This window comes from Streptomyces sp. ALB3 (assembly GCF_044385685.1).
Classification (GTDB): Bacteria; Actinomycetota; Actinomycetes; order Streptomycetales; family Streptomycetaceae; genus Streptomyces.
Window position 1 is genome coordinate 624,919 of sequence record NZ_JBISCE010000003.1, and the last position, 26,377, is coordinate 651,295.

General features: G+C 72.6%; 21 protein-coding genes. 8 read left to right on the forward strand and 13 right to left on the reverse strand.

The features are described from left to right. Nucleotides 1-88: 88 nt before the first annotated feature. Nucleotides 89-2,518: an endopeptidase La gene (gene lon / locus ACHFIV_RS04775; protein ID WP_398963841.1), complete on the forward strand. Its 2,430-nt coding sequence runs from the start codon at nt 89-91 to the stop codon at nt 2,516-2,518. A 98-nt stretch (nt 2,519-2,616) separates the two neighbouring features. Here the strand turns inward: lon and ACHFIV_RS04780 are convergent, their stop codons facing one another. Continuing rightward, nucleotides 2,617-3,369 (reverse strand): polysaccharide deacetylase family protein, encoded by a 753-nt coding sequence (locus ACHFIV_RS04780; RefSeq protein ID WP_398964226.1) that lies wholly within the window; start codon nt 3,367-3,369, stop codon nt 2,617-2,619. 419 nt (nt 3,370-3,788) lie between these two features. On the opposite strand from ACHFIV_RS04780, the gene ACHFIV_RS04785 reads away from it, so the two are divergent. Then, nucleotides 3,789-4,235, forward strand: coding sequence for a MarR family winged helix-turn-helix transcriptional regulator (locus ACHFIV_RS04785; RefSeq protein WP_398964229.1), 447 nt, complete (start codon nt 3,789-3,791; stop codon nt 4,233-4,235). A gap of 136 nt (nt 4,236-4,371) precedes the next feature. Here ACHFIV_RS04785 and ACHFIV_RS04790 read toward each other — a convergent pair whose 3' ends face one another. Then, the gene (locus ACHFIV_RS04790; RefSeq protein ID WP_398963844.1) at nt 4,372-5,157 is read right to left on the reverse strand and encodes a hypothetical protein; all 786 of its coding nucleotides are present in this window, start codon (nt 5,155-5,157) and stop codon (nt 4,372-4,374) included. A gap of 371 nt (nt 5,158-5,528) precedes the next feature. On the opposite strand from ACHFIV_RS04790, the gene ACHFIV_RS04795 reads away from it, so the two are divergent. From ACHFIV_RS04795 to ACHFIV_RS04815, 5 genes are read left to right on the forward strand one after another with little or no spacing between them, the layout of a single operon-like run. Continuing rightward, nucleotides 5,529-8,405 (forward strand): sensor histidine kinase, encoded by a 2,877-nt coding sequence (locus ACHFIV_RS04795; protein ID WP_398963846.1) that lies wholly within the window; start codon nt 5,529-5,531, stop codon nt 8,403-8,405. Then, nucleotides 8,402-8,881, forward strand: a complete 480-nt coding sequence (locus ACHFIV_RS04800) for a roadblock/LC7 domain-containing protein (RefSeq protein WP_398963849.1) — start codon at nt 8,402-8,404, stop codon at nt 8,879-8,881. Before ACHFIV_RS04795 ends, ACHFIV_RS04800 begins: the two co-directional genes overlap by 4 nt. Further along, nucleotides 8,878-9,291 (forward strand): DUF742 domain-containing protein, encoded by a 414-nt coding sequence (locus ACHFIV_RS04805; RefSeq protein ID WP_398963852.1) that lies wholly within the window; start codon nt 8,878-8,880, stop codon nt 9,289-9,291. Before ACHFIV_RS04800 ends, ACHFIV_RS04805 begins: the two co-directional genes overlap by 4 nt. Further along, complete coding sequence (locus ACHFIV_RS04810) at nt 9,272-9,922, forward strand: GTP-binding protein (RefSeq protein WP_398963854.1); 651 nt, start codon at nt 9,272-9,274, stop codon at nt 9,920-9,922. Before ACHFIV_RS04805 ends, ACHFIV_RS04810 begins: the two co-directional genes overlap by 20 nt. 37 nt (nt 9,923-9,959) lie before the next feature. Further along, nucleotides 9,960-11,201, forward strand: coding sequence for a styrene monooxygenase/indole monooxygenase family protein (locus ACHFIV_RS04815; RefSeq protein WP_398963857.1), 1,242 nt, complete (start codon nt 9,960-9,962; stop codon nt 11,199-11,201). Between the two features lie 67 nt (nt 11,202-11,268). Here ACHFIV_RS04815 and ACHFIV_RS04820 read toward each other — a convergent pair whose 3' ends face one another. From ACHFIV_RS04820 to ACHFIV_RS04840, 5 genes are all read right to left on the reverse strand, one after another. After that, nucleotides 11,269-12,435 (reverse strand): C40 family peptidase, encoded by a 1,167-nt coding sequence (locus tag ACHFIV_RS04820; RefSeq protein ID WP_398963860.1) that lies wholly within the window; start codon nt 12,433-12,435, stop codon nt 11,269-11,271. Nucleotides 12,436-12,605: 170 nt separating this feature from the next. Continuing rightward, nucleotides 12,606-15,227, reverse strand: a complete 2,622-nt coding sequence (locus ACHFIV_RS04825) for an outer membrane protein assembly factor BamB family protein (RefSeq protein ID WP_398963863.1) — start codon at nt 15,225-15,227, stop codon at nt 12,606-12,608. Between the two features lie 71 nt (nt 15,228-15,298). Beyond that, nucleotides 15,299-15,574: a hypothetical protein gene (locus ACHFIV_RS04830; RefSeq protein ID WP_398963865.1), complete on the reverse strand. Its 276-nt coding sequence runs from the start codon at nt 15,572-15,574 to the stop codon at nt 15,299-15,301. A 92-nt stretch (nt 15,575-15,666) separates the two neighbouring features. Further along, nucleotides 15,667-16,494 carry a TetR/AcrR family transcriptional regulator gene (locus ACHFIV_RS04835; protein ID WP_398963868.1) on the reverse strand — a complete coding sequence of 276 codons (828 nt, stop codon included), beginning with the start codon at nt 16,492-16,494 and terminating at the stop codon, nt 15,667-15,669. Between the two features lie 41 nt (nt 16,495-16,535). Continuing rightward, entirely contained in the window at nt 16,536-17,471 is a 936-nt protein-coding gene (locus ACHFIV_RS04840; RefSeq protein WP_398963871.1) for a diiron oxygenase, read from the reverse strand. A gap of 188 nt (nt 17,472-17,659) precedes the next feature. Between ACHFIV_RS04840 and ACHFIV_RS04845 the strand changes: the two genes are divergently transcribed. Next, nucleotides 17,660-18,769, forward strand: coding sequence for a ferritin-like domain-containing protein (locus tag ACHFIV_RS04845; protein WP_398963874.1), 1,110 nt, complete (start codon nt 17,660-17,662; stop codon nt 18,767-18,769). Between the two features lie 40 nt (nt 18,770-18,809). Here ACHFIV_RS04845 and ACHFIV_RS04850 read toward each other — a convergent pair whose 3' ends face one another. The 6 genes from ACHFIV_RS04850 to ligD form a co-directional block, all read right to left on the reverse strand. Further along, entirely contained in the window at nt 18,810-19,874 is a 1,065-nt protein-coding gene (locus ACHFIV_RS04850) for an amidase family protein (protein ID WP_398963877.1), read from the reverse strand. Nucleotides 19,875-19,946: 72 nt separating this feature from the next. After that, on the reverse strand, nt 19,947-21,404 hold the full coding sequence (locus ACHFIV_RS04855) for a peptidoglycan D,D-transpeptidase FtsI family protein (RefSeq protein ID WP_398963880.1): 1,458 nt from the start codon (nt 21,402-21,404) through the stop codon (nt 19,947-19,949). Next, nucleotides 21,401-22,771 carry an FtsW/RodA/SpoVE family cell cycle protein gene (locus tag ACHFIV_RS04860; RefSeq protein ID WP_398963883.1) on the reverse strand — a complete coding sequence of 457 codons (1,371 nt, stop codon included), beginning with the start codon at nt 22,769-22,771 and terminating at the stop codon, nt 21,401-21,403. The genes ACHFIV_RS04855 and ACHFIV_RS04860 overlap by 4 nt, the downstream gene beginning before the upstream one ends. An 83-nt stretch (nt 22,772-22,854) precedes the next feature. Continuing rightward, on the reverse strand, nt 22,855-23,175 hold the full coding sequence (locus tag ACHFIV_RS04865) for a zinc-ribbon domain-containing protein (protein WP_398963885.1): 321 nt from the start codon (nt 23,173-23,175) through the stop codon (nt 22,855-22,857). Further along, entirely contained in the window at nt 23,172-25,292 is a 2,121-nt protein-coding gene (locus ACHFIV_RS04870) for a PBS lyase (protein WP_398963888.1), read from the reverse strand. The genes ACHFIV_RS04865 and ACHFIV_RS04870 overlap by 4 nt, the downstream gene beginning before the upstream one ends. 186 nt (nt 25,293-25,478) lie before the next feature. Beyond that, on the reverse strand, nt 25,479-26,372 hold the full coding sequence (gene ligD / locus ACHFIV_RS04875; RefSeq protein ID WP_398963891.1) for a non-homologous end-joining DNA ligase: 894 nt from the start codon (nt 26,370-26,372) through the stop codon (nt 25,479-25,481). Nucleotides 26,373-26,377 lie beyond the last annotated feature (5 nt).

The following is a 26,377-nucleotide window of genomic DNA, read 5'->3' on the forward strand; positions in this document are numbered from 1 at the left end:
CGCTCAGAGCGAACACGGGCCGGGGAACATTCTGCGGCTCACAAGCATTGAGTCCACATAACTCAACTTGCCTGCCGAAGGGGAGATCATGACTGCTGAGTCCAAGGCGTCCCAGGCGTTCACGCCGGTCGACCTGCCTGTGCTGCCGCTCGACGACGAGGTCGTGCTGCCCGGCATGGTGGTACCGCTCGACCTGTCGGACGCGGAGGTGCGCGCCGCCGTGGAGGCCGCCCAGTCCGTCGCGCGGACCGGTGGCGGCAAGCCCGAGGTGCTGCTGGTGCCGCGCATCGACGGGAACTACACAGGGACCGGCGTCCTGGGCACCGTGGAGCAGGTCGGACGGCTGTCGGACGGCGATCCCGGCGCCCTCATCCGCGCCCGGGACCGGATCCGGATCGGCGCGGGGACCAGCGGGCCCGGCAACGCCCTGTGGGTGGAGGGCACGCGGATCGACGTATCCCTGCCCGATCCCGTCCCCGGCGCGGCAGCCGAGCTGGCCAAGGAGTACAAGGCCCTGGCCACCAGCTGGCTCAAGAAGCGCGGTGCCTGGCAGGTGGTGGACCGGGTCCAGCAGATCGAGGACATCTCCGCACTCGCCGACAACTCCGGTTACTCGCCCTTCCTCACCACCGCCCAGAAGGTGCAGCTGCTGGAGACCGCCGACGCGGTCGCCCGGCTGAAGCTGGCCGTCCAGTGGCTCGGCGAGCACCTCGCCGAACAGGACGTCGCCGAGGCGATCGCCAAGGACGTGCAGGAGGGCGTGGACAAGCAGCAGCGCGAGTTCCTGCTGAGGCGCCAGCTCGACGCCGTACGAAAGGAACTCTCCGAGCTCAACGGTGACCCGGAGGACGAGTCCGACGACTACCGGGCGCGCGTCGAGGCCGCCGACCTCCCCGGTCACGTCCGCGAAGCCGCCCTCAAGGAGGTCGAGAAGCTGGAGCGCGCCTCCGACCAGAGCCCCGAGGGGTCCTGGATCCGGACCTGGCTGGACACCGTCCTGGAGCTCCCGTGGACGGAGCGGACCGAGGACGCGTACGACATCCGCGGCGCGCAGGAGGTCCTCGACGCCGAACACGCGGGCCTGCAGGACGTGAAGGAGCGCATCACCGAGTACCTCGCGGTGCGCAAGAGGCGCGCCGACCGGGGCCTCGGCGTGGTCGGCGGCCGGCGCGGCGGCGCCGTGCTGGCGCTGGTCGGCCCGCCCGGCGTGGGGAAGACGTCACTCGGGGAATCCGTCGCGCACGCCATGGGGCGCAAGTTCGTCCGGGTCGCGCTCGGCGGTGTCCGGGACGAGGCGGAGATCCGGGGTCACCGCCGCACGTACGTCGGCGCGCTCCCCGGCCGGATCGTACGGGCGATCAAGGAGGCCGGTTCGATGAACCCGGTCGTCCTGCTCGACGAGATCGACAAGGTCGGTTCGGACTTCCGCGGTGATCCGGCGGCGGCCCTGCTCGAAGTGCTCGACCCGGCGCAGAACCACACCTTCCGCGACCACTACCTGGAGGTCGAGCTCGACCTCAGCGACGTCGTGTTCCTGGCGACGGCCAACGTGCTCGAAGCCATCCCGGAGGCCCTGCTCGACCGCATGGAGCTGGTCACGCTGGACGGCTACACCGAGGACGAGAAGGTCGTCATCGCCCGCGACCACCTGCTCCCGCGCCAGCTGGAACGCGCCGGACTGGAGAAGGGGGAGGTCGGCCTCGACGAGTCGGCGCTGCGCAAGCTGGCCGGCGAGTACACCCGGGAGGCCGGGGTGCGGAACCTGGAGCGGGCCGTCGCGCGGTTGCTCCGCAAGGTCGCGGCCCAGCACGAACTGGGCGAACGCGACCTGCCGTTCACGGTGTCCGACCAGGACCTGCGGGGCCTGATCGGCCGGCCGCACCACGTGCCGGAGTCCGCCCAGGACCCGGCCGAGCGCCGCACCGCGGTACCGGGCGTGGCCACCGGCCTCGCGGTGACCGGAGCGGGAGGCGACGTCCTGTTCGTGGAGGCGTCGCTCGCCGATCCGGAGACGGGGGCGTCCGGCCTCACACTGACCGGTCAGCTGGGCGACGTGATGAAGGAGTCCGCGCAGATCGCCCTGAGCTTCCTGCGCTCGCACGGGGCGGAGCTGGAGCTTCCGGTCGCGGACCTCAAGGACCGGGGCGCACACATCCACTTCCCGGCGGGCGCGGTCCCGAAGGACGGCCCGAGTGCCGGTATCACCATGACCACGGCGCTGGCCTCCCTGCTCTCGGGGCGGCTCGTGCGGACGGACGTGGCGATGACCGGTGAGGTGTCGCTGACCGGACGGGTGCTCCCGATCGGAGGCCTGAAGCAGAAGCTGCTGGCCGCTCACCGGGCCGGCATCACCACCGTGGTGATCCCCAAGCGCAACGAGGCCGACCTGGACGACGTCCCGGCCGAGGTCCTCGACACGCTGGAGGTCCACCCGGTGACCGATGTCCGCCAGGTGCTGGAGATCGCGCTCACCCCGGCCTCGGCCGGGGCGCGGGAAAGGATCCCGGCTGCCGCGTAGGCGCCATGTCGTGACGGGCGTGGCATCACGCCGACGGCCGGTACGGACGGCCCGTCCTCCTGCGGGAGGGCGGGCCGCTCCGTGTGCGGCGCGGGTTCTCAGGGACGGTAGACCGTGCCGGGCCGAGGCTCGGCGGGCGCCATCAGCTGAGGGACGGTCACGAAGGTGTAGCCCCTGTCCTTCAAGGTGTCGATGATGCCCGGCACCGCGGGGACCGTGCCCTCGTAGATGTCGTGCAGCAGGATGATCCCGTCCTTGCCGGCCTGGTCGAGTATCCGCTTCCTGATCAGGGCGGAGTCGTTCGTGGAGTAGTCCTTCGCGGTCGCGCTCCACAGGACCTGCGAGAGCCCGAGTTCCTCGCAGACGGCCGCGACGGTGTCGTCGGTGCGGCCCTGCGGGGGGCGCATCAGCCGGGGTCTCTTCCCCGTGATGTCCTCGATGGCGAGCTGGGTCCTCTCCAGCTCGTCCCGTATCTCGTCGGGGTCCTTCCCCGTCAGGATCTCGTGGGTCCAGGTGTGGTTGGCGACCTCGTGCCCCTCCGCCCCGATGCGCCGCACCGTCTCCGGATGCTTCAGGACGTGGTTCCTGCCGAGCAGGAAGAACGTCGCGGACACCTTCTTCTCCTTGAGGACGTCGAGGAGGTGCGGGGTGTCCTCCCCCGGCCCCGCGTCGAACGTCAGCGCGATGCACTTCGCCTTGCGGCAGTCCACCGGGCCGAACGCGCCCTTGGCGTCCGAGGCGGCGTCCGCGCGGGCGGACCCGGGAGCCGTGGTCCGCATCGAGCATCCACCGAGCGTCAGTGTGAGGACCGTCACCAGCACGGCGGCCAACCCCGAACCGAACGGCGTCATCTTTCCGGGCACAACAGACACAGCAGGTCACTTCCCCCTGGCTCGGCCGCACGTCGGCGGCGCGGCACGAACCGACTATACATAGCGTGTATACGCTGAGTGGATAGTGGGCCGACGGCAGTGCCGAGCCCCGGTGGCACGGGTCGTTCGACCGGGTTCGCGCAGGCGGTGGCACAGACCCGGGCGCGGACGCTCGGCGATACGCGCTCCTGGTGCGGGCCTGCCGCCCACGGCACGCGGAGAGCCCGCACCCGAATCCGCGCCCTGGTAGGGGGTCCGGCCGCTGCCGGAGGTCCACGCCTGCGAAATACTGGCCCAGCTGCGGAGATGGCCGGAGTCGGAAGACGACTTCATCGGCGGGAATGCGTATGAGGGGTGCTGACGTGCACGGGAGCGGAAGCGGCGGTGAACCCGGCGCGATGGCCGGCAATGGCGTGGACCACGAGTTCCTCGCCCTGGAACGCGAGTTGGCGGTCTTCCTGCGCCGGGCTCGGGCCAACTCGGGTGAGATGGCGCGCGAGGTCCACCCGGACCTGGAGGCGGCGGCCTACGGGCTTCTCGTGCGGCTGGAGTCCGCCGGGCGCCAGCGCGCCACGGACCTCGCCGCGTACTTCGGCGTGGGCAAGGCGACCATGAGCCGTCAGCTGCGCGCGCTGGAGGGCCTCGGCCTGGTGGCACGGGAGACCGACCCGGCGGACGGCCGCGCCTCACTCGTCCACCTCACCGACGAGGGCCTCGCGCGGTTCCGCAGTGTGCGGGACGCCCGTCGCGGACGCTACGCCAGCAAACTCGCGGGCTGGGACAGGGCCGAGGTCGCGGAACTGGCGCGGCTGCTCCACCACTTGAACGAACGCGCGGAGGGCTGAGACCGCCCAGGGCGGGGCTCGCGCGATCCTGCGCGCGGGCGGACCGCCGGGCCGGAGGCGCGGGCCCGAGGGGGCGCGCCCTACGGGGCGGCGAGGCGGCCCCGGAGCCGGTCGCCCGCGCGGGCCCTGGCCGCCGTCACAGTTCGACGAGTACAGCGGTCGCGTCGTCGTGCGTCTTGCCGCGGCGCAGGTACACCCGCCCGGTGTCGGCCAGTTCCAGCGCCCTGACCCGGTCGATCAGCCCCTGCGGCCCCTCCTTGCGCAGCACACCCAGGGTGTCCGTCCAGTCGCCTTCCCGGAACTTCTCCGTCCAGCGGCTCGCCCCGTCGGTCAGCGCCGCCAGCGCCCGGACCTCCGTCCGGGGGGTCTCGCCCGTCACCGCACGGGACGAGACCGAAGGATCCGCGGCGGCGGTGAAGAAGCCGCCCTCCTTGTTCCGGAAGCGCGTGTCCGTGACGAGCACCGACGCGAGTGAGCCGGGAGGCAGCCGGTCGAGCCGGTCGTCCAGCAGCGGCCGGACCGTGCCGTCGGGTGCCTCGAGGAGGAGGACCGAGTCGGAGAGCACGAGGTGCTCGATTCGCTCGTCGTCCCAACGCGCCAGGACGACCGTCGCCTGAGGCGTGCGAGGGTGAGAAAGGTCACACAGGGAACGGTGCGTGTCGGCGGTGCGCCGGATGGACATCGCGAGGATGTCGGACAGCGTCAGATCACGCCGCGAAGCGGACAGTTCGGCCAGGGCGCCGCCGAGCCGCGCGGTGAACCACGGAACCGCGTGCACACAGCCCCCGCCGTCCCCGGGAGGCGTCACGCCGTCGAGCAGGACGACGACACCGCCCTGGCCGGCTGCGGGGGCGGCGGCCGACACCCAGTCCTCGTTGGGGCGTTCGGGGCTGCCGGGCCCGGTGGCGAGTTCGATGCGCATCCGGCCAGTCTGCACGATGTCTTCACGACGCCTGCACGAGCGCGTGGTTGGGCCGTAGCAGCAGGTCAGACAGGACTCGGCGGTGCGATCAGGTGCTCCGCGCATATGCGGGCGGGCATACTGCCAAAGCCCGGCCCGAAGTTCCACCCGGTGGCCCGTGCATGCCCTGCGGCGCCCGTGGGGAGACTTGTTCGCCAACTCCGGAGTGATGTTCACTCGTTCGTGTGGCGGAGCGGTTGATGCGCGGCCCCCTCTCAAAAGCGCTGGAATGGTCGGAAGCCGTACGGCGCACATCAGGGCGGGGAGCCCGGTACACGTGACCGTGCGTCACCTCTGCTTCATGGGCGGACGAGTCAAGATTGCGAGCACCGGTGCAGAAGAAGCGGCCTCGGAGCAAGGACAGCACGCGCGAGGAGTCCGGGGCGATGCCCCAGGCGGCGGGTGCGTCCAAGCGGACCGTGCGGGTACGCAGCCGGCTCGTCGCCGGCGTCGCCGTCGTGGGGATCACCGTGATCGCTGCCGGTGCCCCGGCGGCTCTCGGCGCGTCCTCGGATCTCAACGAGTCCCAGCGGCTGGTCACGCTCGCCGAGCTGAACCAGCAGGCGATCACCCTCGCGCACTCCCTGGCGGACGAGCGGGACGAGGTCACCACCCACATCGCGGGCGGCCGTGCGGAAGAGGACGGCGGGGAAGGCAAAGGCACCACGACTCCCGCCGCCCGCGTCGACCAGCAGGTGGACGAGATCCGGGAGGCGGCCCCGGCCGCACTGCGCAGGGACCTCGCCGAGATCCCCTCGCTGCGGCGGACCGCCCTCGCCGGCAAGGGCTCCGCGATGGAGGCCCACCAGGCCTACTCCGAGGTCATCGCCAAACTGCACGACCTCGCCGACGAGCTGGCCGAGAAGACCCCGCCGCGTGCCGCCGACGCCACCCGCGCGCCGCTCGCCCTCGGCAGCGCCGTGGAGCAGGCCTCCGCCACCCGGGGGCTCCTCCTGGCCGCCCTCGCCGTGCCCGGCACGAAGCCCCGGCAGCAGACCGACCCGTTCACGGGTCTGCCCGTCCAGGACCAGGACGGGGGCGACAGGGAGAACGACCGGAACCGCGACGAGCTGAGCGCCGCCGCCCAGCAGTCGAGGGTGCGTGAACTCGCCTCCCTCGCCGAGTTCGACCAGGCCGCCGGGCCCTCCGCGAGGGACAGGCTCGCGTCCACGGTGACCGGCCCCGAGGTCACCAGCGCGGAGAAGTACCTCACCCGGTTCACCGACCGACCCGAGCTGTCGGACACCGACCGGGAAGCCGACGCGAAGAAGGTCGGGGCGGCGCTGTCCGCCCGGATCGACCGCATGCGCGGAGTCGAGTCCGCCCTGGGCACGGCGCAGGTCAAGCGGCTCGAAGGGCTGCGCGACGACGACGTCACCGCCCTGGAGCTCCGCCTCGCCCTGCTCGGCGGCTGCCTGCTCGTCGCCATCGGGGTCTCCACCGCGGTCGCGCGCACCCTCACCCAGCCGCTCGCGGTCCTGCGGATCGGGGCCGGGCGCATCGCCGCCGAGCCCGAGACCGCCGAACCGGTCCGCTACACGGGGCGCAACGACGAGTTCGCCCAGGTCGTACGGTCCATCAACGCCCTGCACGGCAAGCTGCACGGGCTGCACCACGAGGTGACCGGCAGGCTCGAGAGCATGCAGACCGAGCGCGGTGAGCTGATCGCGGGCCGTGAGGCCCTCACGCTCCAGCGCGCGGAACTCCAGGTCCGGGTGGCGGAACTCACCGGACAGCTCGAGCGGCTGCGGAACACGGTCCACCACACCTTCGTCAACCTCTCACTGCGCACGCTGGGCCTCGTCGAGCGTCAGCTCGGCGTCATCGAGGGGCTGGAGGAGCGGGAGCAGGACCCGGAGCGCCTCGCGACCCTCTTCAAGCTGGACCACATGGCCACCGTGATGAGGCGCCACAGCGAGAACATGCTGGTGCTCGCGGGCACCGACCACAACCACGGGCACGCGGGCCCGATCGCCCTCGTCGACGTGCTGCGCGCCGCGGTCAGCGAGATCGAGCGGTACGAGCGGGTCACCATCCAGTCCCTCCCGCCGCACGCCCAGGTCGCGGGCTTCGCCGCCGACGACCTGAGCCACCTCGTCGCCGAACTCCTGGAGAACGCGACCGCCTTCTCCCCGCCCGACTCCCATGTCGAGCTCTCCGGCTGGCTGCTGGAGACCGGGGAGGTGATGCTCTCCGTGCAGGACGAGGGCATCGGCATGTCGGCGGTCCGTATGAGCGAACTCAATGCCAGGCTGGCCGACCCGGCGTCCTTCGAAGCGGGCGAACAGGCCGCGGACGGAGCCGGACTGGGTCTTCAGGTGACCTCGCTGCTGGCGGCCCGCCACGGTGTACGGGTGCAGCTGCGCGAGCAGAAGGGGAGCGGGGTGACCGCGGTCGTCGTCCTTCCGCAGGCCCTGCTGCCCAAGGCGCCGCCGGCGGCCTCCCCGCCCTCCCTGCCGCGTCCCGGGGACGCGCCCGCGCTGAACCTGCCGGGCTCGGTCGCCGAGGCCAACTCCAACGCGCTGCCGCCCCGCTCGGCGCTTCCGGTGGGCGACCCGCTGATCGCTGCCGCCGAGCGCACCCTCCAGGCGGAGAACCCGCAGCCGACGGTGTCCGGCCCCCCGGCGCCGGACACCGCGGCGCCCGACCCCGCCGGGCCCGTCCCGGAGCCCGCCGCCGCCCCCGCCCCCGGGCCCGGAGTCCCGGAGGAGCACCGGGGCGGCGAGGAGGCGGAGACCGGTGCGGAGACCACGATGCAGGTCCGGCTGCCCCCGCAGCAGGACGCACCCGGCCCGTACACCGTCGGGCCCGACCGCCACGAGCATGCCGCCGACACGAGCCCCGCGACGGCGCCGGCTCCGGCTCCCGCTCCGGCCGCCGACGCGCTTCCGGGCCCCAGGCAGCCGCTGACCGGACTGGGTGAGGAGGTGCCCGACCCGGCGCCCTCGCCCGAGCGCCTCACGGACAAGGGACTGCCCAAGCGCACCCCGAGGATCACCGCTCCGCCGGCGGCCCCGGCCACCGAGCGCAAGGGCAGCCTGGACAAGGAAGCGCTGCGCCGCCGGCTGGGCGGCTTCCACCAGGGCGCGAAGGACGGCCGCCGCGACGTCGAGGCGGAGATCGGCGAGGGCGGTACACAGACCGACCGTGACCGTACCGACGGTCGGACCGATGAGACGGGGGACACAGTCGAGGAGGCACGCAGTTGACTGCGCCCAGCACATTCGGGCTGAGCACCGAGGCCCGGAACCTTCACTGGTTGCTGAGCAATCTCGTGGAGGAGGTGCCAGGGGTCCACTCGGTCACCGTCGTCTCGTCCGACGGGCTGATGCTGCTCTCCTCGGACCCCGGTCTCGCGACAGCCAAGGCGACAGGACGGCGGACGGGCCCCAGGGGTTCCAGCGCCGACCTCGCCACCATCGTCTCCGGCATCGGGTCCCTCACGATCGGCGCCGCCAAGCTGATGGACGGCGGTGGCGTCAAGCAGACGATGGTCGCCATGGACGAGGGCAGCGTCTTCGTCATGTCGATCAGCGACGGCTCCCTGCTCGGTGTGCACGCCACCCCTGACTGCGACATGAGTGTCGTCGCCTACCACATGGCGCTCTTCGTCGGCCGTGCCGGACATGTACTCACCCCCGAACTCCGCAGCGAGCTGCGCAAATCGATGGAGAGCACCCAGTGACGTCAGCTGCTGAACCCGTACGAAAACTCCCCGTCCGGGGATCCGACCGCAAGGCCGCACGGGTCCGCCCGTACTCCCTCACCGGCGGACGTACCCGCTTCGGCCACGTCCTGCTCGTGGAGACGTTCGTCGCCGCGCTGGACGCTCCCGAGGAGCGCCGCGAGCTCACGAACGGCAACCTCGCCTCGCGGGTGGTGCCGGAGCTCCACGCCATCGTCGAGCTCTGCCGCCGCATGCGTACGGTCGCTGAGATCTCGGCCCTGCTGAAGATGCCGCTCGGGGTGGTCCGGGTGCTGCTCAGCGACTTGGCCGACCAGGGAAAGATCCGCGTCTACGGAACCGGTCACGGCACCGGACAGCCCGACCGCGCACTGCTCGAAAGGGTGCTCAATGGACTCCGCCGTCTCTGAGGCTCCGCTCTTCACTCCGCGTCAGCGGGGGCCGCAGGACCGGCCCGAGGAGCCCGTACAGTCCTGGCAGCTCGACCACACCCGCGCGCCGACAGCCACCAAGATCGTGGTGGCCGGCGGGTTCGGCGTGGGCAAGACGACCTTCGTCGGCTCGGTGTCCGAGATAACCCCGCTGCAGACCGAAGCGCTGATGACGCAGGCCAGCGAGGAGACCGACGACCTCTCGGCCACACCCGACAAGGTCACCACGACCGTCGCGATGGACTTCGGGCGCCTCACCCTGGACGACGACCTCGTCCTGTACGTCTTCGGGACCCCCGGCCAGCAGCGCTTCTGGTTCATGTGGGACGACCTGGTGCGCGGCGCGATCGGCGCGGTCGTCCTGGCGGACACGCGCCGCCTCGCCGACTGCTTCGCTGCCCTCGACTACTTCGAGAGCTGCGGGCTGCCGTACATCGTCGCCGTCAACCACTTCGAGGGAACGCCCGGTTACGAGGAGAGCGATGTCAGGGAGGCCCTGACCGTACCTCCGCACGTGCCTGTTGTGATCATGGATGCGCGTAAGAGGATCAGCGTCGTCGAGTCGCTGCTCGCCCTGGTGGGCCACGCACTCGACGCCGCCCCCGAGTAACGACAGACGCACCCAGTACACGTAACGGAGAACCGCGATGCGGAAGATACTCATAGTCGGAGCCGGCCAGTCCGGTCTCCAGCTGGCCCTCGGACTCCAGTCCAACGGGTACGAAGTCACCCTGATGTCCAACCGCACCGCCGACGAGATCCGCTCGGGCCGGGTCATGTCGACGCAGTGCATGTTCCACACGGCTCTCCAGCACGAGCGTGACCTCCAGCTCAACTTCTGGGAGTCGCAGGCCCCGAGGATCGAGGGTCTCGGGGTCTCGGTCGCCGGGCCCGACTCCTCGCGTGTCATCGACTGGGTGGGCAAGCTGGACGGTATCGCCCAGTCCGTCGACCAGCGCGTGAAGATGGCCGGCTGGATGGAGACCTTCGCCCAGCGGGGCGGACAGCTCGTCATCCACGGTGCCGCGGTCTCCGACCTGGACTACTTCTCCCGCACGTACGACCTGGTGATGGTCTCGGCCGGCAAGGGCGAGCTCGTCTCCATGTTCGGCCGTGACGCCTCCCGTTCGCCGTACGACGCCCCGCAGCGCGCCCTGGCGGTCGCCTACGTCCACGGTATGGGCCCGCGTCCGGAGCACCCGGAGTTCGACGCGGTGCGGTGCAACCTGGTCCCGGGCGTCGGTGAGCTCTTCATCATGCCGACCCTGACGACGTCGGGCCGCGCGGACATCCTGTTCTGGGAAGGCATCCCCGGCGGTCCGCTCGACGCCTTCCAGGGCCTCAAGGACCCCTCGGAGCACCTGACCAGGACGCTGGAGCTCATGGAGACGTACACCCCGTGGGAATACGCACGCGCCACCAAGGTCGAACTGACGGACGCCAACGCGACGCTGGCGGGCCGTTACGCCCCGACCGTGCGCAAGCCCGTCGGCCGTCTGCCCGGCGGCGGCCTGGTCCTCGGTGTCGGGGACGTGGTCGTCGCCAACGACCCGATCACCGGCCAGGGTTCCAACACCGCGTCCAAGTGCGCCCACTCCTACCTGCACTCGATCCTCGAGCACGGCGACCGGCCGTTCGACGAGGAGTGGATGAACGCCACGTTCGAGCGGCACTGGGAGAACACGCGGCACGTCGTGAAGTGGACGAACGCGATGCTCGCGCCGCCGCCGGAGCACGTGCTGAACCTGATCGGCGCGGCCGGTCAGCTCCAGCCGGCGGCGGACCGGTTCGCCAACGGGTTCAACGACCCGGCCGACTTCGACAACTTCTTCTTCGAGCCGGAGAAGACGAACGCGTACCTCGCCGAGATCTCGGGCGCGCAGGGCTGAGACCCGCGCTCACGGGGGCCGGGCCGCCACGCTCCGTCCGGCGGGGACGGATGCGGCGGCCCGGTTCTCAGGCCTCCGGGGCGTCGTACCCGGTATCCGCTCCCGAGGTGGCGTCCTCGGGCAGCTCCGGCGGCGCGTACGCGCTCAGCGGCTGACCGCCCGGGTCGGGGCGGACGGCCCCCAGCAGCGGGTTCGAGGCCAGCGGCGAGACCTTCACCGTGGTGCCGGGCCTGGGCGCGTGCACCACGAGCCCGTCGCCGATGTAGAGCGCGACGTGCGTGGCCTCCGGGAAGTAGACCACCATGTCGCCCGGGCGCAGCGAGCCGAGCGGCACCTTCGGCAGCTGGCGCCACTGCTCCTGGGAGGTACGCGGGATGGTCCGGCCCGCAGCCGACCACGCCTGTGACGTCAGCCCCGAGCAGTCGTACGACTCCGGACCCTCCGCGCCCCACACGTAGGGCTTGCCGATCTGCTCGACGGCGAAGCGGACGGCTTCTCCGCCCTCCTCGGTGGGCGGACGCACCGAGCTGAGCGCTCCCGAGGCGGCCAGCGCGTCCTGGGCCTCGTCGATGTTCTTCTCCTCGAGCGCCGAGAGGGCGGCGAGCTGCTCGGCCGACAGCGAGGCCAGCATCGCCTCGATGCTCCTCAGCCGCGACCGCACGGCGTCGTGCTGCTTCCTCCGCTGCGCGGCCAGCGCCCGCTGCCGGTCCTGTGCCGCCCGGGACCTGGCCGCCAGTGCCTCGGCGCGCTTCTCCGCGCCGCTCAGCCGGTCGACCACGGCCGACCGGCCGGCCTGGGCGCGCTCGATGACATGGCTCTGTTCCAGGGCGCGGGCCGGGTCCTCGGCCAGCAGCAGGCGCAGGTACACGGAGAAGTCGGTGCGACCCTGGTACTGGTCACGCGCGAGACGTCCCGCGTCACGGCGTCCGGTGTCCAGGGCCTTCCGGGCCCTGGCGAGTTCGGCGCGGAGTCTCCTGGCCTCGGCGGTCCGCTTCCTCAGTTCCTCCTCGGTGCCGTTGTGGAGCTCGCCGGCCTCCTCGGCCTTCCGGTAGAGCGTCTGCAACTGCCTCAGCAGCCCGGCCACGCTCTGCGGCGCAGCTCCGGCCGCCGGCCCGGAATCCTGTCCGGCCGCCGGGGCGGGGTCAGGTCCGGACGGGTCGGCCACGGCGGGGGAGCCGGCGAGGACGGTGGCCAGCGCCGCCGTGCAGAGGGCGCGTGCGACTCTGCCCGACACGACATCACCTCCGGTGCCAGGGGGTGACTCCGATTAATCGGACTACCCCACAAATGAACGGATGTGATTCATTCCGGTCACTCGGTCCCGGATCGCGCAAGGACCGCCCGGCGTGCCGCCCGGGGCGTGCCCCGAACGGCGGACGGTGAGGGCCTGCGCCGCCCGGGGCGTCACTCCACCGGGAACGCGTAGAAGGCCCGTTCCCGGCGTACGACCGCTGTCCTACCGGCGGCCAGCACCCGGTAGGGCGCGCTCACCGTGGCGCCCTTCGGGTCCTGGACGCCGATGTCCTGGAACTTCCAGAGCCGGCGCCCGTCCCGCGCGGCGAACGCGGTCACCTGCGAGGCGTCCGCGGCGAGCAGGGTCCCCCCGCCACCGCTCAGCGTGAGCGCGGGGGCGTCGCCACCGAGGGGGACCTCGGTCGACCGCCGCCAGAGCGGTTTTCCCGTCGCCCGCTCGACAGCGCCGACCTCCTGGTTGCGGTTCGTCGTGTGGAGCAGCGGCCCGGCGGGGAGAGGCGTGCCGAAGACGGAGGACGCGGTGCCGTTCAGCGTCCAGGCCGGCTTCGCCGTGCTCGTCTCGAAGGCCTGGAGGTCGTCGCCCACCGCGGCGTACAGCCGCCCCTCCTCGTCCCCGGCCGCCGCGCCGGCCGGGGCCACCGCGCCGAACTGCCTGGTCCACAGCAGCCTGCCCGTGGTGCGGTCGAAGCAGCGGAACACCGCCTTGCCCTTGCCGGCCGCGACATCGGCGGGGGTGAGCGTGCCGGCGTCCTGGCGCACGACGAGGTCGGCCTTCCTGACGGCTGTCAGCAGGTAGGCCGGGGTACCGGGTGCCCGGCCCGGGGGGACGGCGACGCGCCAGAGCTCCCGGCGCCGCACGACGTCGTACGCGAAGAAGTAGGCCTTGACGACCTGGGTGTCCTTGCCGGGTTTCCTGCCCTTCTTCGGCGCCGGCGCCTTCACGGTGACGGTGTGGGAGCCGGTGAACCAGAGGACCGTCCCGGAGAGACCCGTGACCGGAGCCACCTTCATGTTCGGCACACCGTCGAACTGGTCCACGAAACGCACCCGGTGCTCGACCCGTCCGTCCTTCGGCGACAGCCAGAGGAACTCGGTCGGGCTCGCCAGGAGGCAATGGCCGTCACCGGCCGCCAGGACCGTCTGGGCACCGGCGGCGTCGGCCTGCTCCCAGACCTTCCGCCCCGTACGGAGGTCGACCGCGGTGGCCCCCGCGGTGTCCGTGAGCACCACCAGCTCGTCCTGCCAGAGGCCGGCGGTGAGCGGGGCCGGTGCGGCGGCCGGGTGGGAGTACATCCACAGGGGGGCGGGCGCCCGGCCGGGTGCGGCGGGGCGGGGAGCCGGGGCCGGCTTGCCGTCGGTGGCCGGGTCGGACCCGTCGGTCCCGAGGGCGGCCACCGCGCCCCCGCCCAGGAGCAGGCCGGCCGCACCGGCGGCGACGGCGGTGAGCAGCGTCCGCCGGCCGGCGACAGACGTGGTCGAGGCACCGGACGCGGCCCCGGGAGCCGTGGCCGGAGCGGGAACGGGCAGCGTGGCGGGCACGGCCGGCACGCCGGGAGGGGCGGCGGGGGGCTGGTACGCGTACGGATACGGCTGTGCGGGTGCGGGTGCGGGTGCGGGCGCGGGCGGCAGGGCGGCTGCCGGGGCGTGCGGCGGGGCGCCCGTCACCTCACGAGGCACCGCCAGCTGGGTCGTCACCCGGTCGGACCGCGGGGCGCGCGCCCCGGTGTTCAGGAAGCGCGTGGTCCGGCTGTCCTCGCCGATGTCCCCGGTGTCCCCGGTGTCCCCGGTGTCCCCGGTGTCCCCGGGCACCCGGTCGGCGGGTGCGCCGCTGCCCGTGGCCACCTCGTCGGTGGCCGCCTCGTCCCTGCCCGGCTCCGCCGGTGCCACCAGCTCCCGTACCCGCGCCGCCTGTTCCGTCACGGCGGCCGACAGCGGCGCGGGAAGCCAGCCGCCCCTGGCGAGGCCGGCCGCGCCTTCCAGCGCCAGCTCCGCGGCGACCGCTCCCGCCCCGGGCCGGTCGTCCGGGTCCTTCGCCAGGCAGCTCGCGATCAGAGTCCGCAACTCGTCCGGTACGCCACCGAGTTCGGCGGACCCGTGCGCGATGCGCTCCGCCGCCTCCTCCACGGGCCCGTCGGCCAGCGGAGTCGTCCCGGTCGCCGCGTACGCCAGCAGGAGGCCCAGGACGAACAGGTCGGACGCGGGGCCCACCTCCCTGCCCTCGACCTGCTCGGGCGTGAGGTAGCCGAGCCGGACGGACAACTGCCCGCCCTCCCGGGCCTCGGCGGAGGCCGCCGCCCCCAGAGGCCCGAACGCGGTCAGCCGCGGGCCGTCCTCGGCCAGCAGCACCGTCTCCGGTGCCAGCCCCTGGAGCACGGCCCCCGTGGCGTGCACCCGGGAAAGCGTCTCGGCCAGCCCGGCGCCCAGTATCCGCACGGCCCGCTCGGGCAGCGGACCGGCCAGACCGATCGCCTCGGCGAGCGTCACCGCGGGCACGTAGGCCGTGGCCGTCCAGAGGCCGTCGTCCTCCGGTGCGGCGAGCGGCGGCTGCACCCAGCCGCCGGCCAGCCGCTCGGCGGTGCGGGCCTCGGCCCGGAAGCGACGCCGGAAGGCGGGCACGTCGGCGAGCGACGGCCGGGCCGCCGACACGACGGCGAGCTCGTCGCCGTCCACGCCACGGGCGACGTAGTGCACGGCGCTCGCGCTCTCACGGAAGCGCGCCAGCGCGGTGTACGGGCCGAAGCGGCGTTGATCGTCCTGACGCAGCGCCTCCATGGCGCACCCCCCTTGTGACCGTGCCCTCGGCACCTGACCGCCGATCTTACGGGCGTGGTCGGGGACGACGCTCAGGACCCGCTGCGGGGCCTGCCCCAGGGCCACTTGGGGGTGAAGCGCTCGCGGCCCCCGGGCGCGTACTCGTACACCCAGCCGCGTTGCAGCCCCAGCCGCTTCGAATGGCCCGCCGGAGCGCGCCTGTACGCGTACACGGTGACGGGACCGCCTCCGGCGTCCGGCACGGGGACCTCGTACCACTTGGGAGGGTGGCCGGTCGGCCCCAGCAGGACGGGCAGCACCCGGCCGTCCAGGGGGCCGCCGGTGAAGTGGGTGTTCTCGCTTTTCACGTTGACAGTCTGACCCAGGGGCCCGCAGGCGGCTCCCCGGCCCGCGCGGCCGGCCACCTGGCCCGTGTCGGCAACGCTCGTGCTCGAGACGGTCAGCGACCGCCGGTGTGCGGTGAGCCGCCGGGGGAGCGGTCCTGCGGCCCCTCTCCGGAAGCCGTGACTCCGGGGGCCAGCAGGTGCGTCGCCGCCTCGCCGGCCGGAACCACCAGTGCCGCCAGCCGTCCGACCGGGCCGTCGGCGGTCTCCTGGCCCAGGAGGTCCGCCACCAGCGCCGCGGTCTCCTCGTCCGTGGCCGCCGACACCGCCATCAGACCGATCAGGTGGTCGACCAGCCAGCCTCGCAGCTCGGGCGCCGGCGGCTGCTTCCCCTCGTCGAGCCAGATCAGGGACGCCGCTTCGACGGCCGCGATCCAGGTGCGCACCATCATCCGCAGGCGTGGCCCGGCGGGCTTCTGTCCCGGGCCGTCGCCCCGTCCCAGGTGGTGCAGGATCTGCTCGGCCGCCGACCGGCGCACACCGTCCACGATCGTGGACGTACGCGAGGTCTCGGCCACACTGCCGCCGCGCAGCAACGCGCTGAAGCCGGCGTCGTGCTGGTCGACGAAGCCGAGGTAGCGGTCCAGGACCCGGCCGACCCGCTCGGTGGGCGGGCCGACGGCGGGTTCCGCGAAGCAGAGCGTCAACTGCTCGGCGGCGGACCCGAGGGCGGCCTCGTACAACTGCTGCCTGCCGCCGGGGAAGTAGCGGTAGACCAGCGGACGGGAGACACCGGCCTCGGCCGCCACCTCGTCGATCGACACGTCGTCCGGCGCCCGGTGGGCGAAGAGCGTGAGCGCCGCGCCCAGGAGCTGGGCGCGGCGTTCCTCGACACCGAGCCGTCGGTATGCGCGGGCCGGCGGTGCTGCGGGGGCGGAGGTCATACGGTGAAGCCTAAGCGCTGCCCCCGGCAGGGGGGCCGGCCTCAGGCCAGCAGGCCCGAGCTCTTCCACAGCCTGCGTCCCACTCCGTTGAGCACGCCGATGTCGTCGAAGAAGTCCGTGAGGCGCTTCGCTCCCGTCTGCATGACCTCCGCCCGGTGGCCGCTCGCCCTCACCTGCGCGACGGCTTCGTGGCGGTCCAGGCCGACGTTCTCGTACACCTGCGGGTTGACGAAGCAGACGGAGAAGACCCGCGCCGCCTCCCCGCAGTTGAGCCGGGTCAGCCGGCGTTCCCACGGGGGCGCGGTCACCATCTGCCGGCGCAGTTCCTCGCGTGCGTAGCGCACGTGCCGGGCCTCCTCCACGACGTGGATGCGGGTCACTCCGCGCACCAGCGTCTGCACGCGCTCGTCGGGAAAGGTGAGCCGCTGCATCCAGTCCAGGATCTCCTCGCCGAGCAGGGTCGCGGCGAACGAGCCGGGGGTGGTGGAGATGGTCTTCAGCACCCGCGCCAGGTTGTGGTACCGCCGGGGGACCGGGTAACTGGGCGCTCCGCCCCACTCGATCATGCGGGCGAACATCATGGAGTGCCGGCACTCGTCCGCTATCTCGGTGAGGGCGTAGCGCACGTGCTTGCTCGTCACGGACTTGTCGTAGATGTGCCGGACGAGCAGCTGCATCAGGATGATCTCGAACCAGATGCCGAGCGAGGCCAGGGACGCCGCCTCGTGGCGCGCCAGGTCCATGCGCTGCTCCTCGGACATCCTCCGCCACATCGGTGTGTCGTAGAGGGAGACCAGCTCCGGCGGCCAGAACCACTTGCCGTCCTCGACGGCGGAATCCCAGTCCAGCTCGGTGTCCGGGTCGAAGGAGTGCTTGGCCGAGGCTTCGAGCAGGCGCGCCGCGACCTGTTCGCGGTCCTTGAGCGGGCCGAGCGCGTCGCGCAGCGCCTGGATGTTCTCGTCGGTCACTGTCGTCATGGCTGAAGGCACCTCGCAGAGGGGTTACCGGCGGTCGGTTTGCGCTCACGGATTATGAGACTGCCTGTCAGCAAGGCAGTCAATCCCCTGTGCGCGACTTGTTGACCGCACGTCTACCAACGTGTGAACCTGCCAACTGACGTCAGCACCACGGAATGCACCATCCTCGCCGGGCGAAGGAGCTGTCCGTGTCGACACACGACCTCTACATCACCGCACCCCCCGCGCCGACATGGCAGGTACCCGCCAGCGGCGCGGCCCGGTTCAGCTGGGACTACGACGACGGCCGCGAACGCCTCCTCGCCCTCTACCAGAAGGGCAAGGACAAGCAGTGGGACGGCAACAAACGCATCGACTGGAGCCTGGAGGTCGACCCCGCCGACCCGCTGGGCACCCCTGACGAGGCCCTCACGCTTCACGGCACCCCGCACTGGGCGAAGATGACCGAGCGGGACCGCGGCGAACTGCGCAAGCACTACACCTCGTGGCAGTTCAGCCAGTTCCTGCACGGTGAGCAGGGCGCCATGGTCTGCGCGGCCCGGATCGTGGAGTCCGTCCCCGACCTGGACGCGAAGTTCTACTCCGCGACCCAGACCATGGACGAGGCGCGGCACGCGGAGATCTACGGCCGCTTCCTGCACGAGAAGATCGGGATGCTGTACCCGGTCAACGACAGCCTCCAGGGGCTGCTGGGCGACACCCTGCGCGACTCCCGCTGGGACATGCCCTACCTCGGTATGCAGGTCCTGATCGAAGGCCTGGCACTGGCCGCGTTCGGCATGATCCGGGACACGACGACGAAGCCACTGCCCAAACAGATCCTCGCCTACGTCATGCAGGACGAGGCCCGGCACGTCGCCTTCGGACGGATGGCGCTGCGTGACTACTACAAGCAGCTGAGCGACGCCGAACTGCGCGAGCGCGAGGAGTTCGTCATCGAGGGCTGCTACCTGATGCGCGACCGGCTCAGCGGCGTCGAGGTCCTGGAGAACTTCGGCATAGGGAAACAGGAGGCCAAGGACCTCTCCGAGCATTCGGAGTACCTGCAGCTCTTCCGCACACTGCTGTTCAGCCGCATCGTCCCCTGTGTCAAGGACATCGGCCTCTGGGGCGAGCGGCTCCAGAAGGCCTACGTCGACATGGGCGTGTTCGAACTGGGCGACTCGAACCTGGATCTGCTGATGGCCCAGGACGAGGAGATCGCCGAGCAGCTGGACAGGGACCGATTCGCGGTGGAGGAGCGGGAGAGGGTCGCGGAGGTGGAGGAGGCGATAGCCGAGGGCCGCGCCGACGCGTGAGTGCCGTGCCCGCCCCGGGCGTTGCGAGGTGGGCCGGCGGTCAGCCCGGCCGGCCCGGCGGCAGGGCGCGTTCCATCGCGCACGCCATGCCGAGCAGCTCCGCGTCCGCCCCCCGGCGCGTCACCAGCTGGAGGCCGGCCGGGCAGCCGTCGGGTGTGAAGCCGGCCGGCAGGCTCGCCGCCGGGTGTCCGCTGAGGTTGAACGCCCACGTGAGGGCGGTGGAGTAGGTGTCGCCCGGGCCCTCGTGCCCGTGCGGCGGGCCGGGTGTCACCGGGGTGAGCAGCAGGGGCGCGCGGGCGAAGAGGGCGTCGAGCACGCCGTCGTTGGCGGTACGCAGACGCTCCGTGGCCGGTGACGGGCTTCCCGCACGCACGGCGGACCACGCGTCCGCCGGGTCGAGCAGCTCGCAGGAGGCGGGGACGAGGCGCACCGTGCCCGTCTCCACCAGCCGCCCGACCGCCCGCCGCGTCACGTCCGCGATCTCCGGGTCGACCGAGGCGTACCCCAGGTCAGGGCTGTAGACGGCGGGGACGGGAAGCCGTGCGGGCCGCGGCACGTACCCGTCGAGTACGTGGCCCAGACAGGTCTCGGCCAGCGCCGCCGAACGCGCCAGCACGCCGGGGGACGCGAGGCCCGTGCGGTCGGGGGAGGGGAGCAGGCCGGCCGTCGTCCTCAGACCGAACACTCCGCACCATGCCGCCGGGATCCGCACGGACCCCGCCCCGTCGCTGCCCGTCGCCAGATCCACCATGCCCGCAGCGACCGCCACGGCCGAGCCCGCCGACGAGCCGCCCGGAGTCCGGTCGGGACGCCAGGGGTTGACCGTACGGCCGTGCGCCCCCTGGCCCCAGGTCTGCCACGGTGTCCCGGGCCCCGGGACGGCGGTCGCTCCGACCGGCACGCCACCCGCGGCGATCAGGCGGCGGGCGGTGTACGAGCGGATGCCCGTCCGGCCCTTCACGGCGAACGGCAGCCCGGCGAGCGGCAGACGCGACGCCGCACCGGCGCGCGCCCGCGCCTCATCGGGCCAGACCTCCGTGAACGCGCACAGCTCCCGGTCGAGCCGGCCGATCCTGGCGAGAGTCGCTTCGAGAGCAGCTGTCATCGCACCAGTCTCCCCGCCCGCTGCCCTTCGCCCCCCCGCCCGCCGTCCCCCTGCCCGTCGCCCCGGCCGGCGTCAGCGCCCCAGGGCCGCCTCCATCACCGCCCGGGCGATCGGGGCCGCGTCGCCGCCCCCGCTGACGTCCGCCCGGTCGGCCGACGCGTCCTCCACGACCACCGCGACGGCGACCGCGGGCCGGCCGGTGTCCGGTGCCTGCGCCCAGGCGATGAACCAGGCGTACGGAGTGCCGGAGTTGTCGACACCGTGCTGGGCGGTACCCGTCTTGCCGCCGACCGTCACCCCGTCGATCGCGGCGTTCCCGCCCGTGCCGCTCTCCACGACGTCGGTCATCATGCGCCGGAGCTGCCGTGCCGTGGCCGGCTCCATCACCTCGCGGTACGAGTCCGCGTCCTGCTCCCGGACCGGGGCGCCGTCGTCGGTGGTCACCCGGTCGACCAGGTGGGGGTGCCTCAGCTCCCCGTCGTTCGCCACCGCCGAGGCCACCATCGCCATCTGCAGGGGGGTCGCCGTCGTGTCGAACTGGCCGATCGAGGACTGAGCCAGCTGGTCGTCACTCATGTCCGCGTCGAAGTTGCTGCGGGCCACCCGGGAGGGAATCTTGAGGTCGTTGTCGTTGAAGCCGAACCTGCCCACGGCGTCCAGCATCCCCTCCAGGCCCACCTCGACGCCGAGGTGGGCCATCACCGTGTTGCAGGAGACCCGGATCGCCTCCGCCAGGGACGCCTTCTCGCAGCCGCGGGCCTCGTCGGGGAGTGTGGTGGAGGTGCCCGGCAGGACGTACGGGGACGGGGTGTCCGTCGCCGCGTCCGGATCGGTGACCACGCCGGCGTCCAGCGCCGCCGCCGCGGTCACGATCTTGAAGGCGGAACCGGGCGGGTACGTCTGCCGGATGGCCCGGTTGAGCATCGGACGGCTCCGCGCGCGGTTCAGCCGCTCCCACGCGTCGGTGACCGCTGAGCCCGTCCCGGAGAGGAGCCCGGGGTCGTACGACGGTGAGGAGACCAGCGCCAGGATCCTTCCCGTTCCCGGGTCGAGGGCGGCGACCGCGCCCCTCCGGCCGTCCAGGCCCTCGTAGGCGGCGCGCTGCACCGGGGCCCGAAGAGTGGTGACGACGTCACCGCCGGGCTGCCGGCCGCGCGTGATGTCACCCCACAGCGGCAGCGGGGCCAGGAGCGGGTCGGTGCCGGAGAGGATCGCGTCCTCGGCGTTCTCCAGCATCGTGGTGCCGTACGTCTGCGAGGCGTAGCCGGTCACCGGCGCGTAGAGCGGGCCGTGACGGTAGGTGCGCTCGTAGGCGAGCTGCTGGCCGGTGTCCTTCGAACCCGTGACGGGTTCGTCCCCGACCAGGATGTCGCCGCGTGGCTGGCCGTAACGGTCGATGGTGGTGCGGCGGTTGGCGGGGTTGGTGCTGAGCCCGTCGGCCTCGAAGAGCTGGACCCGGGCGGCGTTCGCGAGCAGGGCGAGGAGCAGGAGCAGGCAGAACCCGGCGGCGCGCCGGATGTAGCGGGTCACTGCTCCTCCCCGGCCGGCGCGGTCACGGTGTCGGGGACGGGCGCGGGGGTGCGCGCCACGTCGCTGACCCGGATGAGGAGCGCCACGATGATCCAGTTGGTGACCACGGACGAACCGCCCTGGGCCAGGAAGGGCATCGCCATCCCGGTCAGGGGGATGAGCCCCATCACACCGCCCGCGATCACGAAGACCTGGAGTGCCAGGATCGAGGCGAGGCCGATCGACAGCAGCCGCCCGAACGGGTCGCGCAGGGCCAGCCCCGCGCGGAAGCCGCGTGCCACCAGCAGGGCGTACAGCAGGAAGACCGCGGTGAGCCCGGCCAGGCCGAGCTCCTCGCCCGCGGTGGCCAGGATGAAGTCGGACTTGGCGGCGAAGCCGATCAGGACGGAGTGACCGAGCCCGAGCCCGGTGCCGAGCATGCCGCCCGCCGCGAACGCGAAGAGGGACTGGGCGAGCTGGCCGGGCCCCTGGCCCGCCCTGATCGTGGCGTACGGGTCCAGCCAGTCCTCGACCCTGCTGTGCACATGGGGTTCGAACGAGCCGACGACGAAGGCGCCCGCGCCGGCGAGGAGCAGCCCGACCGCGATCCAGCCGGTCCTGCCGGTGGCGACGTACAGCAGGATCACGAAGAGGCCGAAGAAGAGCAGCGACGTGCCGAGATCCCGTTCGAGGACGAGGACACCGACGCTGAGCAGCCAGATCGCCACGATGGGACCCAGCACCCTCCCGGTGGGGAACTGGAACCTCCAGATCCTGCGGCCCGTGTACGCGAGCGCGTTGCGGTTCGCGGCGAGGTAGGCGGCGAAGAAGACCGCGAGCAGGATCTTGGCGAACTCGCCCGGCTGGAAGGAGAGCCCGCCGACCCGGATCCAGATCTTGGCCCCGTTCACCGCGGGGAAGAAGATCGGCACGATCATCAGCACCAGCGCCGCGGCGACCGACAGGTACGCGTAACGCTGGAGCACCCGGTGATCGCGCAGCATGACGACGACCGCGATGAAGAAGGCCACCCCGAGCGTGGACCAGATCAGCTGCGTCGTCGCCGCCCGGTCGCCCGGGGTCTCCAGGTCGAGCCGGTAGATCAGTACCAGGCCCAAACCGTTGAGCAGTACGGCGATGGGGAGCAGCAGCGGATCGGCGAACGGGGCGCAGAAGCGCACAGCCAGGTGCGCGAGCAGGGCGAGGAGACCGAGACCGGCGCCGTACCCGGCGACGTCGGGGGGTACGGCGTCGTTCCGGGCGAGGCCGACGGCGGCGTAGCCGTAGACGGAGATGAGCACGGCCCCGATCAGGAGCGAGAGCTCGACCCCGCGCCGCTTGGGCAGGCGTAGCTCGGGCGGGCGCGCGTCCGCCGTCGTTGCGGTCATGTCCCGCAACGTAGCAAGAGGCGGGTGTTATTTCCCTTACGTCAGCTTCGTGACATTCCCCGGCGGGTGCTCCCCGGAGCGGCTCAGCGCTGGTAGGGGTTCTGCCCGCCCGGAGGGGCGTAACCCGGCTGCTGCTGGGCGGCGCCGTGGGGACTGCCGTCCTGTCCGCCCTGGGCCTGCGCCAGCAGCTGGTCGGCCTGCTCCTTCGGTATCTGCCGCTCGCCACCGCAGAAGGTGCACTGCGTCGCGTACTTCGTGGAGAACGGGAACAGCGGAACGAAGAAGAGCGTGAACTTGGTGACCCGCTTGCGCAGCGTGTGCGCCGCCGGATTGCCGCACCAGCCGCACACCATCGTCAGGACCGCCAGTTGGTACAGGTAGCCTCGCGTACCGAAAATGATCATGATGTGGTTCCTTTCCCCGTCTCTTCCAGAAGTGCCCGCCGGCAGAGCGCCAGCAGCTTCTCGTCCTCATAAGTGTCGTGACTGCCGTAGCCGCCGTCCAACGCGTTGTGGCGGCGTACGGAAAGGAGCTCGGCACGCAGCACACGTGCCGCGTCCGACCCTGCCGTAGCGAGACCCATCCGCGCCAGACAATCCGCGACCCCGACTCTGACGTGACGGTTCCTCTCCCACGCGGAGAGGAGCACCGGCACGGCCTCACCGGTCCGTCCGGTGACCTCCCAGAGGGCGGTCGCGGCGTCGACCCGGAGCCACGGCTCCTCGTGTGCCAGCAGGGCCCGCAGCCTCGGCGCCACCGCCTCGGCCCGCCGTCCCAGCCCGCCCAGCGCGCTCGCCGCCGCCCGGCAGTCGTGGACCTGTTCCGCCCGCAGGCCCTCGGCCAGCACCGGAAGCACCGTGCCCGCGTCACCCGTCACCGCCCACAACGCCTGCGCGGCCTCCGTCGCCGCCGCCGTCCCGGGCGTCCGGAGCAGCCGCCGCAGCTCCGGGACGGCGCAGTCCGCGGCAGGGCCGAACGATCCCAGGGCCCGCACGGCCGCCGTACGCAGCCACTCGCCCCGGTACTCGGGCGCCCCCCGCAGCACCCGCAGCACCTCCGGGGCGGCCTCACCCGCGCGCAGCGCCGTCAGCCCGGCGAGCAGCGGACTCGCCCGGTCGTAGGCGCCCTCGTCCAGACGGACCTCACCGAGCCTGCGGCGCAGCGCCCCGGCGAGCGGGGCGGCGGCCTGGCCGAGGCACCGGATCGCGAAACCCACGTCGTGCGGGACCACCGGCCGTTCCAGGGCCGTCGCCAGCGCCGGCAGGACCCGGGCGTCGCCCAGCCGGGCCAGGGCCTTCACCGCCGAGCCCAGGCCCGGTGGCCCGCTCGCCCACTTCCTCACCCACGCCCCCGGGTCCGCCGCCACCCGCGCCGCCAGGGCCCCGGCCGCCGGAGCGGCCAGGCCGAACAGTTCCTCCAGCACATGGGAGGCGGCGTCGGCGAGCCGTGGCTCCGGATCAGTCAGCTGCTCGCCGACCAGCCGCACCAGTCCCTCGTACGAACCGCGCCAGGCCCTGATCAGCCCGCCGCTCATCCGTACGGCGTCGACGCGCTGCCAGGGGTCCGGGCTGCACAACTGATCCATCAGCAGCGCCGTGCGGTCCGCCACGCGGTCGTCCAGGCCGCTGTGCAGGGTCCGCAGCAGGTCGGCCGCCCACGGGGTCCTGCGCCCGGCGGACTCCTCGGCGGACAGCTCCCGCAGCTGCCCCGCCCGCACCGGCGCCGTGGCCAGGTCAGCGGCGGGCCCGTCGCCGCCCGGCCCGTTCGCGGTGAGCGCGTCCTCCTGGCCCGGCCGGGAGCGCAGCTCCCGCAGCAGCCCCGACACCACTCGCACGACGTCGGCGGGCAGCGCGTCCGGGGCGCACCTGGCGAGCTGGGCGAGGGCGGCGAGCCGCAGCCCCGGCGGCCAGGCCCCCGCGGCCAGCCCGCTCAGCCAGTCGGCCGTCCGCCCCGCCAGCGACCGGTGGCGCAGGGCGATCCGGCCGGCGGCCTCCACGAGTGCGAGCCGCACCTCTTCGTCCGCCTCCACCGGCAGCCGCTCCCGCAGCAGCGCGAGCACCCTGCCCGGCCGGCCGTGGAGCGTGGCGAGGGCCAGCGGCGCGGCGAGCCGCACTCCCGGGTCCTCGTCGGCGACCAGCTCGAAGAACACCGCGGAACCGGCGGACACGGCGGACGCCGCCATCGCGTAGTTCGCCACGCCCTCGATCTCGTCCTCGTCCAGCTCGTCCTCGTCGTCCTCGTCCAGATCGATGCCGCCGATGCTGGTCAGCAGCTCCACGATGCCGCCCCGGTCCCGTATGCCCGGATCCACGGCCAGCTCGAAGAGGAACGGGATGCACGCGAGCGTGCACGCGTACACGTCACCCTGGTGGTGCACGGCGCCGTACATCCCGTCGAGCGCGCTCTCCCGCTCCGCCGGATCGGCGGAGGCGAGTCCGTACAGGAGCCCCGGCACGTCGTCGGCCGGTCCGTAGGCATGCTCCATCGAGGCCCAGTCGACCTCGTCGATCCCCGTGAACACGCCACACCCTCCCCGTGTCTGCCCCCTGCGTCACGGACGGGGCGGAGAACCGTGCCCGCGAAGCAGCGTCTGCGCAGAGTGTGCACCACGGCCGTGATGCTCCACCCTCCACTTGCGGCCTTTCCTCACCGCACCGGCGCGGGACGCTGTGAAGGTGCTGTGCGCGCCCCGGTCGCCCCGCTCGTCTCAGCCACCGGGCAGGGGTCTGGCCTGCGCGGGATCGGTCAGCGGGCCGAGCAGGTCCCCGTGCCGCTCCAGCCGCGCGGCCATGTCGCCGGCGAGGAAGCCGAGGTCGCCCGGAGCTCCGCAGGCCTCGATCTCGTCCCAGGTGACGGGCGCGGAGACGGCCGGACTGCCTTTCGCCCGCAGCGTGTACGGAGCCGCGGTGGTCTTCGCCGCGGCGTTCTGGCTGAAGTCGACGAACACCTTCCCCGGTCGCAGCGCGCGCGTCATCCGGTGCACGGCGAGATCGGGCAGCGCCCCCTGGGCCTCCACCGCCAGCTTCTTCGCGTAGGCCGTCACCTCCTCGGAAGGAGTGGGTTCCAGGGGGACGAGCAGATGCAGCCCCTTGGAGCCCGAGGTCTTCCCGTACGAGGGCAGCCCGTCCTCCGCCAGCCGCTCCCTCAGCCACAGGGCGACCGCGCAGCACTCGACGACGCTCGCGGGCGGCCCGGGGTCCAGGTCGAACACCATCCGGTCGGCCACGGCGGGGGAGTCCTGCCGCCACTGGTGCGTGTGGAACTCCACCACCAGGTTCGCCGCCCACATCAGGGACGGCAGGTCCTGGGCGAGCACCTGCCGCGCGTCAGGGTCGTCGCTGCGGGGGACCGGGGCCGTGCGCACCCAGTCGGGCGTACCGGGGGGCGGATTCTTGGTGAAGAAGCGCAGCCCCTCCGGACCGTCCGGGTACCGCAGGAAGGACAGCGGCCGGTCGCGCAGGTGCGGCAGCATCACCTCCGCGGCCGTGGCCGCGTAGTAGTGCAGCACCTCGCCCTTGGTCGTGCCGGTGGCCGGGTACAGCACCTTGTCGAGATTGCTGAGGACCAGGCGCCGCCCCTCCACCTCTGTGATCGGCGTCATACGAT